Origin of the sequence: Marinomonas aquimarina, from assembly GCF_900089755.1 — a bacterium.
GTDB classification, from domain to species: Bacteria; Pseudomonadota; Gammaproteobacteria; order Pseudomonadales; family Marinomonadaceae; genus Marinomonas; species Marinomonas aquimarina.
The window spans coordinates 1-16,457 of record NZ_FLOC01000018.1; the positions used below are offsets into that span (position 1 = coordinate 1).

Annotated in this window: 16 protein-coding genes and 5 tRNA genes; 10 read left to right on the forward strand and 11 right to left on the reverse strand. The window is 62.6% G+C overall.

From position 1 onward, the window contains the following. Nucleotides 1–49: 49 nt before the first annotated feature. The 6 genes from MAQ5080_RS13995 to MAQ5080_RS14020 all read left to right on the forward strand — a co-directional run bounded on the left by MAQ5080_RS13995 (nt 50) and on the right by MAQ5080_RS14020 (nt 2,783). Nucleotides 50–124: transfer RNA gene (locus tag MAQ5080_RS13995), tRNA-Gly, on the forward strand. A gap of 55 nt (nt 125–179) precedes the next feature. After that, nucleotides 180–255: transfer RNA gene (locus MAQ5080_RS14000), tRNA-Glu, on the forward strand. Between the two features lie 44 nt (nt 256–299). After that, a tRNA-Gly gene (locus MAQ5080_RS14005) sits at nt 300–374 on the forward strand. 55 nt (nt 375–429) lie between these two features. Continuing rightward, nucleotides 430–505, forward strand: a tRNA-Glu gene (locus tag MAQ5080_RS14010). A gap of 33 nt (nt 506–538) precedes the next feature. Further along, nucleotides 539–613 (forward strand) — tRNA-Gly (locus MAQ5080_RS14015). A 226-nt stretch (nt 614–839) separates the two neighbouring features. Continuing rightward, nucleotides 840–2,783 carry a tyrosine-type recombinase/integrase gene (locus MAQ5080_RS14020; protein ID WP_012614046.1) on the forward strand — a complete coding sequence of 648 codons (1,944 nt, stop codon included), beginning with the start codon at nt 840–842 and terminating at the stop codon, nt 2,781–2,783. 66 nt (nt 2,784–2,849) lie between these two features. On the opposite strand, the gene MAQ5080_RS14025 is transcribed toward MAQ5080_RS14020, so the two are convergent. Next, nucleotides 2,850–3,491, reverse strand: coding sequence for a substrate-binding domain-containing protein (locus tag MAQ5080_RS14025; RefSeq protein WP_012614047.1), 642 nt, complete (start codon nt 3,489–3,491; stop codon nt 2,850–2,852). A gap of 89 nt (nt 3,492–3,580) precedes the next feature. On the opposite strand from MAQ5080_RS14025, the gene MAQ5080_RS14030 reads away from it, so the two are divergent. Then, on the forward strand, nt 3,581–3,889 hold the full coding sequence (locus MAQ5080_RS14030; protein ID WP_021205759.1) for a helix-turn-helix domain-containing protein: 309 nt from the start codon (nt 3,581–3,583) through the stop codon (nt 3,887–3,889). Nucleotides 3,890–3,915: 26 nt separating this feature from the next. Here the strand turns inward: MAQ5080_RS14030 and MAQ5080_RS14035 are convergent, their stop codons facing one another. After that, nucleotides 3,916–4,809, reverse strand: a complete 894-nt coding sequence (locus MAQ5080_RS14035) for a LysR family transcriptional regulator (protein ID WP_012614048.1) — start codon at nt 4,807–4,809, stop codon at nt 3,916–3,918. A 320-nt stretch (nt 4,810–5,129) separates the two neighbouring features. Continuing rightward, entirely contained in the window at nt 5,130–5,726 is a 597-nt protein-coding gene (locus tag MAQ5080_RS14040; RefSeq protein ID WP_017511445.1) for a VOC family protein, read from the reverse strand. On the opposite strand from MAQ5080_RS14040, the gene MAQ5080_RS14045 reads away from it, so the two are divergent. Continuing rightward, nucleotides 5,725–5,943, forward strand: coding sequence for an Lrp/AsnC ligand binding domain-containing protein (locus MAQ5080_RS14045; RefSeq protein ID WP_017511446.1), 219 nt, complete (start codon nt 5,725–5,727; stop codon nt 5,941–5,943). The genes MAQ5080_RS14040 and MAQ5080_RS14045 overlap by 2 nt on opposite strands. 100 nt (nt 5,944–6,043) lie before the next feature. Beyond that, a complete protein-coding gene (locus tag MAQ5080_RS14050; RefSeq protein WP_012614049.1) occupies nt 6,044–6,238 on the forward strand; it encodes a heavy-metal-associated domain-containing protein in 195 nt (64 codons plus the stop codon). A 74-nt stretch (nt 6,239–6,312) separates the two neighbouring features. Here MAQ5080_RS14050 and MAQ5080_RS17770 read toward each other — a convergent pair whose 3' ends face one another. The 5 genes from MAQ5080_RS17770 to MAQ5080_RS14070 all read right to left on the reverse strand — a co-directional run bounded on the left by MAQ5080_RS17770 (nt 6,313) and on the right by MAQ5080_RS14070 (nt 10,617). Continuing rightward, entirely contained in the window at nt 6,313–6,681 is a 369-nt protein-coding gene (locus tag MAQ5080_RS17770) for a MauE/DoxX family redox-associated membrane protein (protein WP_223656233.1), read from the reverse strand. Between the two features lie 95 nt (nt 6,682–6,776). Next, the gene (locus MAQ5080_RS17775) at nt 6,777–7,049 is read right to left on the reverse strand and encodes a glutaredoxin domain-containing protein (RefSeq protein WP_012614050.1); all 273 of its coding nucleotides are present in this window, start codon (nt 7,047–7,049) and stop codon (nt 6,777–6,779) included. A gap of 223 nt (nt 7,050–7,272) precedes the next feature. Beyond that, complete coding sequence (gene fdx / locus MAQ5080_RS14060) at nt 7,273–7,611, reverse strand: ISC system 2Fe-2S type ferredoxin (protein WP_012614051.1); 339 nt, start codon at nt 7,609–7,611, stop codon at nt 7,273–7,275. A gap of 15 nt (nt 7,612–7,626) precedes the next feature. After that, nucleotides 7,627–8,106 carry a Cu(I)-responsive transcriptional regulator gene (gene cueR, locus MAQ5080_RS14065; RefSeq protein WP_012614052.1) on the reverse strand — a complete coding sequence of 160 codons (480 nt, stop codon included), beginning with the start codon at nt 8,104–8,106 and terminating at the stop codon, nt 7,627–7,629. A 15-nt stretch (nt 8,107–8,121) separates the two neighbouring features. Next, nucleotides 8,122–10,617 carry a heavy metal translocating P-type ATPase gene (locus tag MAQ5080_RS14070; protein ID WP_017511447.1) on the reverse strand — a complete coding sequence of 832 codons (2,496 nt, stop codon included), beginning with the start codon at nt 10,615–10,617 and terminating at the stop codon, nt 8,122–8,124. A 235-nt stretch (nt 10,618–10,852) separates the two neighbouring features. On the opposite strand from MAQ5080_RS14070, the gene MAQ5080_RS14075 reads away from it, so the two are divergent. Next, nucleotides 10,853–11,209: an ArsR/SmtB family transcription factor gene (locus tag MAQ5080_RS14075; protein ID WP_015912826.1), complete on the forward strand. Its 357-nt coding sequence runs from the start codon at nt 10,853–10,855 to the stop codon at nt 11,207–11,209. A 109-nt stretch (nt 11,210–11,318) separates the two neighbouring features. On the opposite strand, the gene lpdA is transcribed toward MAQ5080_RS14075, so the two are convergent. The 3 genes from lpdA to MAQ5080_RS14090 all read right to left on the reverse strand — a co-directional run bounded on the left by lpdA (nt 11,319) and on the right by MAQ5080_RS14090 (nt 16,450). Further along, the gene (lpdA, locus tag MAQ5080_RS14080; RefSeq protein WP_015912827.1) at nt 11,319–12,746 is read right to left on the reverse strand and encodes a dihydrolipoyl dehydrogenase; all 1,428 of its coding nucleotides are present in this window, start codon (nt 12,744–12,746) and stop codon (nt 11,319–11,321) included. Between the two features lie 105 nt (nt 12,747–12,851). After that, on the reverse strand, nt 12,852–13,250 hold the full coding sequence (locus MAQ5080_RS14085) for a hypothetical protein (RefSeq protein WP_015912828.1): 399 nt from the start codon (nt 13,248–13,250) through the stop codon (nt 12,852–12,854). Between the two features lie 53 nt (nt 13,251–13,303). Further along, nucleotides 13,304–16,450: an efflux RND transporter permease subunit gene (locus MAQ5080_RS14090; protein ID WP_012614056.1), complete on the reverse strand. Its 3,147-nt coding sequence runs from the start codon at nt 16,448–16,450 to the stop codon at nt 13,304–13,306. Between the last annotated feature and the right edge of the window lie 7 nt (nt 16,451–16,457).

Genomic DNA, 16,457 nt, shown 5'->3' on the forward strand with positions numbered 1-16,457 from the left:
CGCCAACTCTTTCTAGTTTAAGAAAGTAGGTTGTAAAACTTAGTGTTATGCGGGAATAGCTCAGTGGTAGAGCACAACCTTGCCAAGGTTGGGGTCGCGAGTTCGAGCCTCGTTTCCCGCTCCATTTACTCTCCTTATCAGTTGGATAGAGAAGAGTGCTTCTACGGAAGCAATGATGTGTCCCATTCGTCTAGAGGCCTAGGACACCGCCCTTTCACGGCGGTAACAGGGGTTCGAACCCCCTATGGGACGCCAACTCTTTCTAGTTTAAGAAAGTAGGTTGTAAAACTTAGTGTTATGCGGGAATAGCTCAGTGGTAGAGCACAACCTTGCCAAGGTTGGGGTCGCGAGTTCGAGCCTCGTTTCCCGCTCCATTTCTCCTTGTGAGAAATCCTCGAAAGAGGGCGCTTCTACGGAAGCACATGATGTGTCCCATTCGTCTAGAGGCCTAGGACACCGCCCTTTCACGGCGGTAACAGGGGTTCGAACCCCCTATGGGACGCCAACTTAACGTAGTTGTAAAACAGCGTAACAATATGCGGGAATAGCTCAGTGGTAGAGCACAACCTTGCCAAGGTTGGGGTCGCGAGTTCGAGCCTCGTTTCCCGCTCCAGATAGTGATCTACAGACTTCTACTGACGTCTGTAAGTCGTTGAAAAGAGGGGCTTTGGCCCCTTTTTTCATTCCAGCGAGCGCCACGGAAATCCACCCACAGCTACCGTTTTTGAGTGACCAATTGAGGCACAAGAATACGGTTGGGACGGCTACCGGATAGTTGCTGGGGCTGAGCGGGAACCATGACGAGCATTAGGCCTAAGTCATAACTTAGGAGCCTCGAAATGGCACTCTCTGATCTGACAGTCCGGCAGGCAAGAACCACCGGCAAGCGCTACACCCTCTCCGATAACGACTGCCTGGGCCTGATGGTCTCTGCCGCAGGCGGCAAGTCGTGGATCTTCCGATACTACTGGCTGGGCAAGCAAAAGCGCATGTCCCTGGGTGGCTATCCCGCCCTCAGTCTGCGCGAGGCCCGCGCCGAGCGGGACAAGGCTCAGGTTCTGCTCGCCAAGGGCATTGATCCCCAAATCGAACGCGACCAGCGCCGGCACGCGGCCAAGCTGGCGGGCGAATACACCTTCAAGAACGTCTTCGATGCTTGGGTCGAGCATCGCCGCAAGGAACTCAAGGAAGGCCGTCAGAGCACGCTTTCGCAGATCCTGCGCATCTTCAACAAGGACGTGCTGCCTACCCTGGGGAAGATGTCGATCTACGACATTCGACGGCCCCAGCTCGTGGGCGTCGTGGCGGCGATCGAGAAACGCAAGGCGTTCACCACCGCCGAGAAGGTCCGCACCTGGTTCAACCAGATGTTCCGCTATGCCCTGGTCATCGCCGAAGGGCTGGAAGTCAATCCGGCCGCGGACCTGGACGTGGTGGCCGAGCCCAAGCCCCCGGTGGCCCACAACCCCTATCTGCACCTGCCCGAGCTGCCCGAGTTCCTTCAGAAGCTCCGGCGCTACAACCCCCGGGGCTGGCAGACCCAGCTTGGCGTCCGGCTGCTGTTCCTGACGGGGGTGCGCACGGGCGAGTTGCGCCTGGCCGAGCCTGAGCAATTCGACCTCGACCGCGGCTTGTGGATCATCCCGCCGCAGGTCGTCAAGCAACTCCAGGACGAAATGCGCAAGGCCGGCAAGCGGCCGCAGGACGTGCCGCCCTACATCGTGCCCCTGTCCCTGCAGGCCATCGAGATCGTGCGCTATCTCCTGGGCGTGATGCGTCCAGCGCAGAAGTACCTGCTGTCGCATCGCAGCGAACTCAAGAAGCGCATCAGCGAGAACACCCTCAACAAGGCCGTGCAGCTCATGGGCTACGAGGGGCGCCTGACCGGCCACGGCATCCGCGGCACCATCTCGACCGCGCTCAACGAGATCGGATACCCGAAGATTTGGGTGGACGCTCAGCTTTCGCACTCCGACCCCAACAAGGTGAGTTCGGCCTACAACCACGCCAAGTACGTGGAGCCTCGGCGTCGCATGATGCAGGACTGGGCAGACCGTCTTGACCTGCTCGAACAGGGTGAAGTCGAAGCCGCGAGCGCGCATCTGACCATCCGTATCGACGGGGTGCCGGCAATGGCGGAAGTGGAGGAAGTGGTGGGCGCGGTCTCCACGACTGCTGAGCCTGTTGTCCCCGGCGTGCCGCCCGTGGTGGCCACGCCTATCGTCGTGACCCCCAACAGCGGCGGAATCATGTTCCAGCGGCTGTCGCAGGTGCCGCCGCCTCCGGTGCATGCCCCGGAGCCGGAAGTCTCCGCGATCCAGCGCGAGCGCGAGGAAATGCTGGCCATCTACGAGTCGCCGAACAATCTGCCGGTCCCGCTGTTCGGCAAGCTGGCCGGGAAGTCCAAGGACCAGATCAACCGCGAGCTGAAGGCGGGCAAGCTGCTGTCGATCAGCCTGGGCAACCGGGGGCAGCGGGTTCCCGACTGGCAACTGGTGCCGCTCAAGCACAAGCTGGCCCAAGTGCTCATGAACCAATGCCCGCACGCCGATTCGTGGGACCTGTACCGCATGCTGACCCAGCCTCACCCCGACCTGGGTGATCGTGCGGCCATTGATGCGGTCACGCCAACGAACGTGCCCGCAATCATCCGGGTTCTCATGGGCGACTACCAGCACCATGCGGATGTGCCCGAGGCCGTTGCCCCGCGGCCCATCCCCGAGGACGTGCGGCAGAGCGTCCGCCGACTGGTGGACAGCGCAGCGGTGCTTGAAGGGGTCTAGTCCGGTCTAGTCCCATGCTGCAACCTATGGCCGGGATGAGACGGCTCCGGCCTATAGGAGTGCCTGCTACAGGGCGCCTGCCTCGGCGATCTGCAGCGCCCTGCGCTCGAAACGCTTGGCAGCAGAATCTGCTTGCGCGTGGGGCCGTTGGAGGTACGTCACGATCTCATAGGGGCCATCGGCGAGCGGTCGCATGCTTACCCCCCATTGATGGGCACGCTCGATGCGCGATTGCGCGCATACGCCGATGCCGTAGCCGGCTGAAACCCACAGCGCCATCATCTCGAATGAAGTTGCAGGCAGGATGTTCTCTTGGTCCACTGGCATCAGGGAGGCCAACCTCTCGTCCAGCAAGGGACAAGCCTCCGCCTGCCAGCGATAGATTGGATAGTCCTGAAGATCGGAGATGGTGAGCTTCGCCTGATCAACCAAACGGAACCGCGGTGGTATCGCGACGGCCATGCTTTCGCACCACAGCCTCCGGCTACTCGTCAGGTGATCCCCCGCACTGCTAAGAGATAGCCCCGCGTCGTAGCGGCCCTCATGCAGGCCCGTTACCAGCTCTTGATCCGAAACTTCACGCACGGCGATCGCGACACCCGGCTCGTGCGCTCGCTGCAGTGCAAGCAGCGCCGACAGCCGTGAAGACGGCACACCTGGCGCTATGGCGAGTGTGAAATTCGGGGACGGTCTGATGGCGTTGTGCATGGATGCCCCCAAGAGGCAACGGGATCGAAAAGAGCAGCCGACATCATACTCAAGAGATATCTTTAACGTGGTTAAAGATCAGTGATTCCATGACGCTTCTGCGAATGCAGAAGCGCACTATTCGGCCTGGACGGCCCGCCGGAGTAACCACCTATGAGTCCGCACCGGCGTTGGCGTTCGGGCAAGCGGTGCGAGCCGCTCGCCTGGCTCAGGGGATTGCTCAGGATGAGTTCGCGGGCTTGGCGGGGATCGCGCGCTCGCACATGGGCAAGATTGAGCGCGGCGAGCACATGCCGACACTCGCTCTCATTCTAAAAATTTCCCTGGCTCTCAAGATCAGCTCGGCCGAACTGATGACGGCCACGGAGCGCAACCTCTACCTTCAGGGCGATGCGTGACGCCGGATGTGGCGCAGGCGTCGTAGCTAATCGCTCTTTGGCGAACGCAAACGCTCGATGAAGCGCTCTACGGGTGCGGATAGTCCGCTACCGCCTTCGGGCCGAAGCAGGTAGGTGATGATGACGGCCGAATCGAGCGCCAACGGCCGGATCACCACGTCGGGACGTTGACACGCCGCGATTCGGGTCGCCGTTGCGAAGCCGATGCCGTAACCAGCTCCGACCAATGTGAGCATCATGTCCAGCGACGAGACATGCTCAACGATGGTGGACTCGCGCTCCAGGGGATGTAGCAGCCGGGTCAATTCGCGGCAGTAGCCCTCGCAAAGCTGCGGATCGCACATCACCAGCGGGTAACTCACGAGTTCACGTAGCGACACTTCCTTGTGGGCCAGCAACGGGTGCCGGATCGGCACGGTCACCACCAGCGGGTCCTGCCAGATGGGCTCCGTCACCAGTCCGTCGCCGACGTCCGCGGTGTGTGCGAAACCGATCGCGAAGTCGCCGGATCGCAGTCCCCGCAACTGTTCCGCCAGGGTGACCTCGGAGAGCCGTATTTCGATCTCCGGCTCCTCCTGGCGGCACAGGGCAAGAAGTGCAGACAGCCGCGGGTCGATGGCGCCATCGGAGATGGCGATGCGCACGCTGCCTCTTAGGCCTGCGGCGATCGCCCTGACGTTTTCTCGTGCCTGCTCCAGGTTGGTGAACAGCCTGCGAATGTCCTGAAGGAAGGTGGTGCCCGCTGGCGTCAACCGCGTTCCCCGCCGATCGCGGTCAAAGAGCAGCACCCCCAGTTCGTCTTCCAATTCCTTGATCGTGCGGGACAGCGGCGGCTGCTCGATGTGCAAGCGCTCCGCAGCACGGGTGAAATGCAGCTCTTCGGCGAGAGCCACGAAGCAGCGCAAATGACGAAGTTCCATGGGCACGTCCTTCAGCAATCCTGGTCATTGGGTTGGCCACGGCGCATTGCTGCCGAAGTGCGCTTAGAGGGGGCGACGTAGTGCTGGGTCCCTCTTCAGGGCGAGGAAAAAGGCCATCGGTGTATCTGAATAAGAATACATATGTTCATGTATTAACTCAAGTCAAGGGCGGTAGCAACTGTTTCGGAACGTGACGCCGAAGCCAACCCGCTCAATGCTTGAGCGGCTAAGGCAGTACTGACGCCAAAGTAGCGCGAGCCCACAGAGGGGCTCGCGAGATGTAGGACTGAAGGCGCTCTGCCTTCATGGAAAGGCCCAAATCAGGCCGGGTTGATTTCCAACGAGCCACGGTTGATCTGGTCGCGTTCCATCGACTCGAACAAGGCACCGAAGTTTCCTTCGCCGAAGCCCTCGCGGTAGTTGCCCTTGCGCTCGATGAACTCGAAGAACACCGGGCCAAGCAGCGGCTCGGAGAATATCTGCAGCAGCAGGCGGGGCTGGCCGCCTTCGGTCGTGCCGTCGAGCAGAATGCCGCGCGCCTGCAACTCGGGTACGGGCTGGCCATGGCCGGGCAGGCGCTTTTCCAAGTTTGCGTAATAGATGTCGTTGGGGGCGGTCAGCAGCGGGATACCGGCCATCTGCACGCGGTCGAGCGCATCGAGTAGGTTGTCGCACAGCAGGGCGATGTGCTGGATGCCCTCGCCGCTGAACTGCATCAAGAATTCCTCAATCTGGCCGCCGCCCTGGCGTGCTTCCTCGTTCAGCGGGATGCGGATCAGGCCGTCCGGCGCGCTCATCGCCTTGGAGGCTAGGCCGGTGTACTCGCCGTTGATGTCGAAGTAGCGGATCTCTTGGAAGTTGAAGAACTTCGTGTAGAAGTCGGCCCAGTACTCCGACTCGCACAAGCGCAATCCCATGGACGTGTTCCGCGCGTCTGTCCAGAACTGGCCAGAGGTTGTGGAGTGCCATGCGCTGACCGGCGACATGGACTATCTGCTGCGGGTGGTCGTCATGGACATGGCTCACTACTCCCGCTTCGTGCTCGACACGCTGCTCAAGCACCCCAGCGTGCAGGACTGCAAGACCAGCTTCGTGCTGGATCGCGTAAAGAGCACCACGGCCTTGCCCCTATGAGCATTCGGCCGGTTGGTGTGGCGGGGATGCAAATAGCGATTGACCTTCCAACGGTGGCAAGGAGCACACTTCAAACACCCCAACCCGAAAGGAGTTTTCCATGCAATTCCATCTCGAAGACATGACCTGCGGCGGCTGCGCCCGCACTGTGACGAAAACGATCCAAATGATCGACCCCAACGCCAAGATCGTCACGGACCCGCCGACCCGCCGTGTCGAGGTCCAGACCTCGGCCTCGCAAGAGCAGATCGCCGCGGCCCTGAGCGAAGCTGGCTTCCCGCCGCGCGCGCAGTAACACCGCATCGTGGCCGGCATGCACACAGGACGGCCGATGCGAGCACGTGCGCTGCGCCGTACCTGGCGCGGCGCTCAGTGCATCCCAAGGTAGGCCGACCTTGGCCACAGGGCCATCGCCACCATCATCAGGTTCTCGGTCAGGGACACGAAGCCCAGCGGCACGTTGCTGTCCCCGCCCACGCAGGCGCACTTGAGTTCCCGGCGATCGACATAGACCGCCTTGAAAACCGACACGGCCCCGACGGTCCCGATGAACAGCGCCAACGGAATCGACACCCACATCCCCACGCCCGCGACCATCTGGACGCCTGCGATGGCCTCCGCGAACGGGTAGAAATAGGCATACCGAACCCAGCGCTTGGCCAGCAGGTCGTCGCGAAGCCGTCCACGTCCTTGAGCTTCTGCAGCGCCAGGAGGCACATGGCAAAGGCCACGAACCACTCTGCCGCCTGAATGCTCTAGACTTGGCCGAAGGCCGCCCAGCTCGCCGCCAGCGCCATTGCGGCCGCCGTGGCGAACAGCGCGATCACAGGGGTCTAGGTCACGGCGTTCTTGTCCTTCACGGACATGCCGAAGAATTTGCGTAGGTCGTCGTAGCCGCCCACGCGCCGCCCGTTTATGAAGACCTGGGGCGTGGTCTCGATGCCATGCTCCTTCTTGAACGCATCCGTCTGCTCGCGGCTTGCCAAGTGTTTGTCCTCGACCTCGTAGCCCTTGCGGTTGAGCAGATCGAGCGACTTCAGCCCGTAGGGGCAGGTATGGCCGGGCATGACCATTCGGTAGAGCGTGGCTAGCTTGGGCGCAGACATGCAGGACTTCTCCTGTGGGACTTTCCATGGGCCGGCCGTCACGGATTTAAGGACGTTGATGACCTTTCCAGCCTAACCGACGACCGTGCAAAGGGAGTGTAGACACCTGGCTCGCGGGTTGGTCTGGCCCACGGGTTGGTTATCTGGCGGCAATGCCGTCAGTCCTCCATCTGCCAGAGCAACCCTGCCGCAGGCCGGTGCGCCTGAGGCAGCACGCAGGCTCCTAGTGGTTCTCCTTGGCATGGTTGATCGTGTACTTGGGGATCTCGACGGTCAGGTCTTCGGTCGCAACGATGGCCTGGCAGCTCAGCCGCGACTGCGCCTCCAGTCCCCAGGCCCGGTCGAGCAGATCGTCCTCGCATTCCTCGACTTCGTTTAGAGAATCGAACCCCTTGCGCACGATGCAGTGACAGGTCGTGCAGGCACAGCTCATGTCGCAGGCATGCTCGATCTCGATGCCGTTGTCCAGCAGGGCCTCGCAGATCGAAGTGCCTGCTGGCACGTTCAGTTCGGCTCCCTCAGGCGCCAGTTCAGGATGGGGCAAGACGGTGATTTTGGGCATATCTCTCCTGGCTGCTCAGTGCGCACACGGCTTTTTTCCTGCTGCGTTGGCTCGCGCGCGGCGCGGCACTGCGCCAGTGCGCGCTTCGGGCTTGTTGTCACTGATATCGGGCTGCTCCAGCGTGTGCAGGATCGGGCAGTCGGGCCGTTCGTCGCCGGCGCAACACCGGATCAGCGCCTTGAGCGTCGCGGCCATCTCCAGCATGCTCTCGATGCGCCGGTCCAACTCGTCGATGTGTTGCTGGGCCAGACGCTTTACATCAGCACTCTGGCGCGACTTGTCATTCCACAGTCCCAGCAAGTCCGTGATCTCGGCCACCGAGAAGCCGAGGTCGCGCGAACGCCGGATGAAATGCAACCGGTGAACGTCGTCCTGGGTATAGGCGCGGTAGCCCGAATCGGTGCGGTCAGCCGGAGGGATCAGACCGATTTGCTCGTAGTAGCGGATCATTTTGGCCGAGACCTTCGAGGCCTTGGATGCTTCACCGATGTTCATGGTGTTCCTCCTTTCTCAATGAGCGGTATCCGCCGCCAGCGGCGGCTGGAAGCGGCGCAGGCGCAGCGCGTTGCCGAGCACGAACACGCTGGACAGCGCCATCGCGCCAGCCGCGAAGATCGGCGACAACAGCACACCGTATGCGGGGTACAGGACGCCAGCGGCCACCGGGATCAGGGCCGTGTTGTAGCCAAACGCCCAGAACAGGTTCTGGCGGATGTTGCCGATGGTCGCCTTGGACAGCGCGATGGCGTTGGGCACGCCCTGCAGGTTGCCCGACATCAGCACTACGTCGGCCGACTCCACCGCCACGTCGGTGCCGGTGCCGATGGCCAGGCCCACGTCGGCCTCGGCCAGCGCCGGGGCGTCGTTGATGCCGTCGCCCACGTAGGCGATCTGGCCGTGGCTGGCTTTCAGCCGGCGCACGGCTTCGACCTTGCCCTCGGGCAGCACTTCGGCCACCACCTCGTCGATGCCCAGTTGCTTGGCGATGGCCTGCGCGGTACGCGCGTTGTCGCCGGTGATCATCGCCACCTTCAGGCCGAGCTGGTGCAACGCGGCAATGGCCGCGGGCGTGCTGGACTTGATCGGATCGGCCACCGCGATGATGGCGGCCAGCCGGCCGTCGATCGCGGCGTACAGCGGTGACTTGCCCTCGTTGCCCAGGCGCTCGGCCGTGCGAGCGAAGCTGCCCACGTCCAACCCCAGCTCACGCATGAAGCGATCGGCACCGACCTCGACACGCGCGCCGTCCACGGTGGCGCGCACGCCCATGCCCGTGACCGAATCGAAGTCTGTCATCGTCGGCAGCGCGATGCCACCTTCCACGGCCGACTCGACGATGGCGCGTGCGATCGGATGCTCCGAGCGCGATTCGACAGCGGCGACCTTCGCCAGCACCTGGTTGCGGTCAAAGCCGTCGGCAATCTCCAGGTCGGTCAGGACCGGGCGGCCCTCGGTCAGCGTGCCGGTCTTGTCCACGGCCACCACCTTGGCGTCCTTGAGCAGTTGCAGGGCTTCACCCTTGCGGAACAGCACGCCCATCTCGGCGCCCCGGCCCGTGCCGACCATGATGGAGGTCGGCGTCGCCAAACCCATGGCGCAAGGGCAGGCAATGATCAGCACCGCCACGGCATTGACCAGCGCGAAGGACAGCGCGGGCGACGGGCCGAACACCAGCCAGACCAGGAAGGTCAGCACCGCGGCCAGCATGACGGCGGGCACGAACCACAGCGTCACCTTGTCCACCACGGCCTGGATCGGCAGCTTGGAACCTTGCGCCTGCTCGACCATGCGGATGATCTGCGCCAGCATGGTCTGACCGCCCACGGCGGTGGCACGCAGCGTCAGCGCACCCTTCTGGTTGACGGTGCCGCCGACCACGGTGCTGCCTTCCGCCTTTTCGACGGGAATCGGCTCGCCGGTGATCATCGACTCGTCCACGAAGCTGCGGCCCTCGGTCACTTCACCATCGACCGGCACGCGCTCGCCGGGGCGCACTTCCACGATGTCGCCCTGCGCCACGTCGTTGATCGGGATGTCCACGATGCGGCCGTCGCGCAGCACGTGCGCCTCCTTGGCCTGCAGGCCGATCAGGCGCTTGATGGCCTCGGAGGTGCGGCCCTTGGCCCGTGCCTCAAGAAAGCGGCCCAGCAGGATCAGCGCCACGATGACGGCTGCCGCCTCGTAGTACACGTTCACCGTGCCGGCCGGCAGCAGACTGGGCGCGAACGTGGCGACCATCGAATAACCGAAGGCCGCGGCCGTGCCGACCGCGACCAGCGAGTTCATGTCGGGACCCAGGCGGAACAGCGCCGGGAAGCCCTTCTCATAGAAGCGCCAGCCCGGAATGGCGAGCACCAGCAGGGTCAGCACGAACTGCAGATACCAGCTCTGCTGGATGCCAATGGTGGAAGCCACCCACTCGTGCATGCCGGGAATCATGTGCGAGCCCATTTCGAGCACGAACACAGGCAGCGCCAGCACGGCGGCCAGGGTCAGGTCGCGCTTGAGTTCGGCGCGCTCGGCGTCCTTTTTCTCGGCAGCTTCCTCGTCGGCCTGCATGCCTGTATCGACCGGGCTGGCCTCGTAGCCGACCTTATCGACAGCAGCAATCAGATCCTGCACGGATGCTACGCCACGCACGGTAGCGCGCTCGGTCGCCAGATTGACCACAGCCTCAGTGACGCCCGGCACCGCCTTGAGCGCCTTCTCGACGCGGCCCACGCACGAAGCGCAGGTCATGCCTCCGATCGCCAGCTCGATGGTGCCCTGAGGCACGTCGTACCCTACCTTCTCGATCGCCTGGATCAGCGCCATGCGATCGACAGGACGGTTCAGGCGAATGTCCGCTCGCTCGGTGGCGAGATTGACAGACACGCTTGCCACGCCCTCGACCTTGGCAAGGGCGGCCTCGACTCGGCCGACACAGCTTGCGCAGGTCATGCCCTCGATGGGCAGGCTGATTGCCGCTGCTTGGGCGCCAGCACTACTCGTTGTTGCCATGCTCATGGTGTGCTTCCCATAGTTGAAATTCGACATGGAGGGAGCTTAGGGTTTACCATCGTGGGAAGGTCAAGCGCTTTTTCGGATGCTGTCAGGTTTCAGAAATGACCCGGTGCACGGGGAACGGAGGCCTTGCCTGCCAGGCTCGCACTGGTTCTTTGCTGCGCGCGCCTAAGCGGCCGCTGCCTTGTTAATTCTGAAGGGCGAAAACAGCCATTCGAGGTTAGGAAATATTTTAAAAATGAATACAAGTAAGCCATTCAGTACCCCACCGAAGGGTCCCAGCGCCGATTTGGAATCGCTGTCACAGAATGACGTGACCATCTTGGCTGAGACATTCCGCCTCCTGGGTGACCCGTCCCGGCTGAGAATCATGCTGTGCTGCATGAAAGGCTCTTCCTCGGTCGGGGACATCGCTGAAACCCTCGAACTCTCGCAGTCGCTGGTGAGCCACCACCTGCGGCTGCTGCGCGGTGCTCGCCTGGTCAAGGGCGTGCGCCAAGCCAAACAGATCTTCTATGAGGTGGCGGACAAGCACGTGAACCAGGTGCTGCTGGATATGGCCACCCACATCGCGGAAGACCACAACGACGAGTAACTGTTGGGCATAGCATGCCGTTGCGGCGTGGCCTACGTTCCATGGCGATATGCGCCCCACCGCCCGCAGCTGCGTTCGGTGAGGTGGTTTGGATGCCGCTTCCGATCAATCAGAAGTTGAGCGCGCGCTTGTCCACGGCCAGCGAGGCCTCTTTGAACGTCTCGGAGAGGGTCGGATGGGCAAAGCAGATGCGGGCGATGTCTTCGCTGCTGGCCTTGAACGCCATGGCGATCACGGCCTCGGCCACCAGTTCACTGGCCTGCGGGCCGACCACATGCACGCCGAGTATCTCATCAGTGGCAGGATCGGCGATCACCTTGACGAGGCCCGGCGTGTCGCCCAGCGCACGCGCGCGGCCATTGGCCATGAACGGGAAGGAACCGATTCGATAGGCGGTGCCCTGCTCTTTGAGCTGCTGCTCGGTGCGGCCTACCCAGGCAATCTCTGGGCTGGTGTAGATGACGTTGGGGATCGTATTGAAATCGACGTGACCGTGCTGGCCGGCAATGCGCTCGGCCACTGCGACACCTTCCTCTTCCGCCTTGTGCGCCAACATCGGGCCACGCACCACGTCACCGATGGCCCAGATGCCGGGCACACTGGTGCGGCATTCATCGTCCACCAGCACGGCGCCGCGCTCATCCAGTTGGAGTCCCACGGCGGCCGGATTCAGGCCTTCGGTGTTGGGCACACGGCCGATAGCCACGATCACTTTGTCTGCCTGCAAGGACTGCGTCTGGCCCTGGCTGTCGGTGTAGTGAATAGTCACGCCAGCCTCGGTTGCATTGACTTCGCGAACCTTCGCACCTAGTTCGATCTTCAGGCCTTGCTTGTCGAACGCCTTCTTCGCCTCCTTGGCGATGGCTTGGTCGACGATTGGCAGGAAGCTGGGCAAGCCTTCGAGGATCGTGACATCCGCCCCCAGGCGGCGCCAAACGGAGCCCAGCTCCAGGCCGATCACGCCGGCACCGATGACGGCCAACCGATCGGGCACGGCCGCGATGTCCAGCGCGCCGTCGTTGGAGAGCACGACCCGCTCATCGAACGGTAGGTTGGGGAGTGGCCGCACGTTGGAGCCTGTGGCAACGATGATCTGCTTGCCCACCAAGGTAACAGCCTCATCGGCGGCGACGCTCACCTCGAAGCCACCATCGACAGTCCTGGTGAAAGACGCCAGGCCGTTGAAAAACTGGACCTTGTTTTTGCGGAACAGATAAAGGATGCCTTCGTTGCTGGACTTCACGACCTGATTCTTACGTTCCAACATCGTGGTCACATCCATGCGCAGATCACCCGTGGAGATGCCGTGCGTGCCAAAGTGGTGCTTGGCTTGTTCAAAGTTCTCTGACGACTGCAGTAGCGCTTTCGAAGGGATACAACCGATGTTGTTGCAGGTGCCGCCAGGTGCTGGCTTTCCGTCCTTGTTCTTCCAGGCATCTACACAAGCGACCTTCATGCCTAATTGGGCAGCGCGAATGGCCGCGATGTATCCGCCTGGGCCGGCACCGATAACAATGACGTCGAAATGCATTTCCATGATTTACATCTCCAAAGTTTTTGAGGAAATAGTGAGCGCCTATGTCGCGCCTTTTGTCAGGTGGTCGCCAGATTACAGCTCGTTCCCTGACGATCACGTTGAACACTACGGCAGAACGAACCGGGCGCTCGCGGTATTGCCCCCACGTTCGACTTGGACGACGGCCTTCGTGCCCTTGGCTGCGGCGAAGGTCCCGCTGCCTTCGAGGCGGCTTCCGTCCGCGGCAGGCGTGAGTTGCACCTCCTGCTTTTGTGAGCCGGTCAACAGTGTGAGCTTGGCTTTGGTGTTGCTTACATTGACCTGCTTGCCGTGGTCGCGCAGGTAGAGTTGCGCTGCTGCGGGCTGAACGACCAACTCGTAGTCCACGTCCCGGACTTCGGTCACGACGCCACCATGCAGCGGCTTGTGGTCATGCGCGTGGTCATGGTCGCCTGCGGCGAAGGCGGTGACGGATGCCAGGGCGAGGGCGGTGCCGGCCGTGAGGGAACGAAATCGAACAGACATGAAAGCTCCTATAGGGTTACGGTGGTTGAAATCGGGTGACAGAAGGCGTTGCATCAGAATGCCTCCGCGTCGCGGTCGTCCAGCAGGCGTTCGGCAGGCTTGCGGCCGAACAGCCAGAACATGGCGGGTGTAAGGAAGGTGTCTAGCAGCGTGGAGCTGACCAGCCCCGAGAAGATCACCACCGCGACGGGGTGCAGGATCTCAGTACCGGGTCGGGACGCCTCGAACAGCAGCGGGGCCAGCGCGAAGGCCGTGACCAGCGCGGTCATCAGAACCGGGGAAAGCCGTTCGAGCGAGCCACGCACGATCATCTTCTGGTCGAAGTCCTCGCCCTCCATGCGCATGAGGTTGAGGTAGTGGCTCACCTTCAGGATGCCGTTGCGCACAGAAATACCCGCGAGCGTGATGAAGCCGACCAGGGCGGCCACGGACAACGGCTGGCCAGACAGCCACAGCCCCAACACGGCGCCGACCAGGGCCAATGGAATGTTCACCATGATGAGCGCTGATAGGACGACCGACTTGTAGCGCGTGTACAACACCACGAACATGAGCGTCAGGGAGACGATGGACAGCAGGCCCACCAGTCGCGAGGCTTCCTCTTGTGCCTGGAACTGGCCGCCCAGCGTGATGAAGTAGCCTTCGGGCAAGCGCACTTCTTGGACGACGCTGCGTATGTCGGCCACTACTTCGGACAGCGGCCGTCCCTGAGCGTTGGCCGACAAAACTATGCGTCGACGGCCATCGTCGCGGCTGACCTGGTTGGGGCCGTCGCTGTCTTCGATGGTGGCAAGGCGCGACAACGGGACCCGACCCATGGGCGTGTCGATGAGGATGCGGCTCAAGCCCTCAATCGACCGCGCCTGCTCGGGCAGGCGAACCACCAGCGCGAAGCGGCGGTTGCCCTCGATGACCTCGGTGATCTTTTCGCCTTCGACCAGGCTTTGCAGCGTGGACAGAATTTGCGGTGCGGCCACGCCGTAGCGTCCCGCCGCCGCATAATCCACGCGGATTTTGATCTGCGGCGCTAGGACCTGCTTTTCGATCTCCAGGTCAGCAAGCCCCGGAATTCCGGCCAGCTTGGCGCGCAGCAGATCCGCCTGCCCGCGCAGGACGTCCAGGTCCTCGCCGAACACCTTGATGGCGATCTGCGAGCGCACCCCCGACAACATGTGGTCGATGCGGTGCGAGATCGGCTGGCCAATGCCGATGGAGCCGGGCAAGTGAGCCAGACGCGAACGGATGTCGGCGGTGATCTCCTCCATGGAGCGCTTTAGCTCCGAGGCGGGCAGCAGGCCCACGTCCAGCTCGCTGACATGCACGCCTTCGGCATGCTCGTCCAGCTCGGCCCGTCCGCTGCGCCGGCCCACGTGCTGCACCTCTGGCACCTGCGCGACCAGCAGCTCGGCTTGCTGGGCAAGCGCCGAAGATTCGGCCAGCGTCACACCGGGATTCAGGCGCAGGCCCACCAGCAACGTTCCTTCATTGAACGGGGGCAGGAACGTGGTCGGGAAGAATGGCACCGCGGCGACAGCCAGTGTGACAGCCACAGCGGCCATGCCAAGGGCGGCACGCGGCCGCTGCAAGACCCGCTGCAGGCCGCCCTGATAGCGCGTCTTCAACCAGGCTAGAAGCCGAGTGTCGCCATGGTCCAGCGTCCTCATCTTGGGCAGCAGGTAGTACGAAAGCACCGGAGTGACCGTCACAGAGACCAGCAGCGAGGCCAGCGTGGAGACGATGAAGGCGATGCCCAGCGGCACGAACAAGCGCCCCTCCATCCCCGGCAGCGCGAACAGGGGCAGGAACACCAGCACAATGATCATCGTGGCGTAGAGAATCGCCGAGCGAACCTCCATCGAGGCCCTGGCAACGATGACCAGGGGCGTCAGCCGGTTCTCAGGGTGGCGGGTGCGGTCCTCCTTGAGCCGCCGCATGATGTTCTCCACATCGACCACAGCATCGTCCACGAGACCGCCGATGGCGATCGCCAGCCCACCGAGCGTCATGGTGTTGATTGATAGGCCGAAATAGTGGAACACCAGCCCGGTCACGAAGATCGAGGCAGGAATCGCGGTCAACGCGATCACCAGGGGGCGCAAAGTGCCCAGGAAGAAGAACAGGATCACCGCCACGAAGACCGATGCGCCGATGAGCTTGCCTTGCAGCGTGCTGATGGACGCCTCGATGAAGTTGGCTTGTCGGAAGGTCACCTGTGGCTCGGCCATGCCAGCCGGCAGTGAGCCCTTCATGTCCGCCAACGCTGACTCGATCGAGCGGGTCAGTGCAATCGTATCGGCCGTGGGCTGCTTTTGGATGCCCAGGATCACGGCTGGCAGGCCCTCGAAGCCCGCATCGCCGCGCTTGATGGCTGGCGCAAACTGAACATCGGCGACCTGGTGGAGCAGGATGGGTTGGCCCGCACGCACCGCGAGAGGCAGGTTACGCAGGTCGTCGAGTCGGGACGTGCGGCCCAGGTTGCGGATCAGGTACTCGCGGCCATTGATCTCCAGGAAGCCGCCGGAAGTGTTCGCGGAGAAGCCCTTGAGAGCCGCATCCAGATCGGACGCAGTCACGCCCAGCTCTGACATTCGCGTGGTGTTGGGCTGGACCTGGAACTGACGGACCTCGCCTCCGATCGGGATGACTTGGGCAACACCAGGTATGGCCATCAGCCGGGGGCGTAGCACCCAGTCCGCGTACTCGCGAGTGTCCATGGCCGACAGCGGCGGGGCTGCGTTCTTCTGCCCTGAGGGCTTGGCACCGATGGGGATTGCAATCTGCATGATCTCGCCCATCACTGAGCTGATTGGCCCCATAGTGGGCGTCACGCCCGGGGCTAGCCCTTCCTCCATGGACGTCAGGCGTTCGGAGACCATCTGGCGCGCCCGGAAGATGTCGGTCTTCCAGTCAAATGTCACGTAGATGAAGGAAAGCCCGGCGCTGGAGACCGAGCGCACGCTTTCGACGCTGGGCAGGCCGTTCATGGCCGTTTCGAGCGGGAACGTGATGAGTTGCTCGACTTCTTCGGCAGCCATGCCGCCAGCCTCCGTCATGAGAGTGACGGTCGGCTTGTTGAGATCGGGAAAGACATCTACCGGCGTGCGCGTCAGGGTGAACGCGCCATACGCCATCAGCACCAGCGCCCCGATGATGACCAGGAGCCGGTTTCGTAAGCTATTTTCGAGAAGCCACTTGAACATGGAATGG

Coding starts and splice junctions, on each gene's coding strand:
- MAQ5080_RS17775 (WP_012614050.1), bottom strand. CDS start 7,049: ATGTCTGCGCCCAAGCTAGCCACGCTCTACCGAATGGTCATGCCCGGC.
- MAQ5080_RS14035 (WP_012614048.1), bottom strand. CDS start 4,809: ATGGAACTTCGTCATTTGCGCTGCTTCGTGGCTCTCGCCGAAGAGCTG.
- MAQ5080_RS14050 (WP_012614049.1), top strand. CDS start 6,044: ATGCAATTCCATCTCGAAGACATGACCTGCGGCGGCTGCGCCCGCACT.
- MAQ5080_RS14030 (WP_021205759.1), top strand. CDS start 3,581: ATGACGCTTCTGCGAATGCAGAAGCGCACTATTCGGCCTGGACGGCCC.
- MAQ5080_RS14045 (WP_017511446.1), top strand. CDS start 5,725: ATGGACGTGTTCCGCGCGTCTGTCCAGAACTGGCCAGAGGTTGTGGAG.
- MAQ5080_RS14075 (WP_015912826.1), top strand. CDS start 10,853: ATGAATACAAGTAAGCCATTCAGTACCCCACCGAAGGGTCCCAGCGCC.
- lpdA (WP_015912827.1), bottom strand. CDS start 12,746: ATGGAAATGCATTTCGACGTCATTGTTATCGGTGCCGGCCCAGGCGGA.
- MAQ5080_RS14090 (WP_012614056.1), bottom strand. CDS start 16,450: ATGTTCAAGTGGCTTCTCGAAAATAGCTTACGAAACCGGCTCCTGGTC.
- MAQ5080_RS14040 (WP_017511445.1), bottom strand. CDS start 5,726: ATGGGATTGCGCTTGTGCGAGTCGGAGTACTGGGCCGACTTCTACACG.
- MAQ5080_RS14020 (WP_012614046.1), top strand. CDS start 840: ATGGCACTCTCTGATCTGACAGTCCGGCAGGCAAGAACCACCGGCAAG.
- cueR (WP_012614052.1), bottom strand. CDS start 8,106: ATGAACATCGGTGAAGCATCCAAGGCCTCGAAGGTCTCGGCCAAAATG.
- MAQ5080_RS14070 (WP_017511447.1), bottom strand. CDS start 10,617: ATGAGCATGGCAACAACGAGTAGTGCTGGCGCCCAAGCAGCGGCAATC.
- fdx (WP_012614051.1), bottom strand. CDS start 7,611: ATGCCCAAAATCACCGTCTTGCCCCATCCTGAACTGGCGCCTGAGGGA.
- MAQ5080_RS14025 (WP_012614047.1), bottom strand. CDS start 3,491: ATGCACAACGCCATCAGACCGTCCCCGAATTTCACACTCGCCATAGCG.
- MAQ5080_RS14085 (WP_015912828.1), bottom strand. CDS start 13,250: ATGTCTGTTCGATTTCGTTCCCTCACGGCCGGCACCGCCCTCGCCCTG.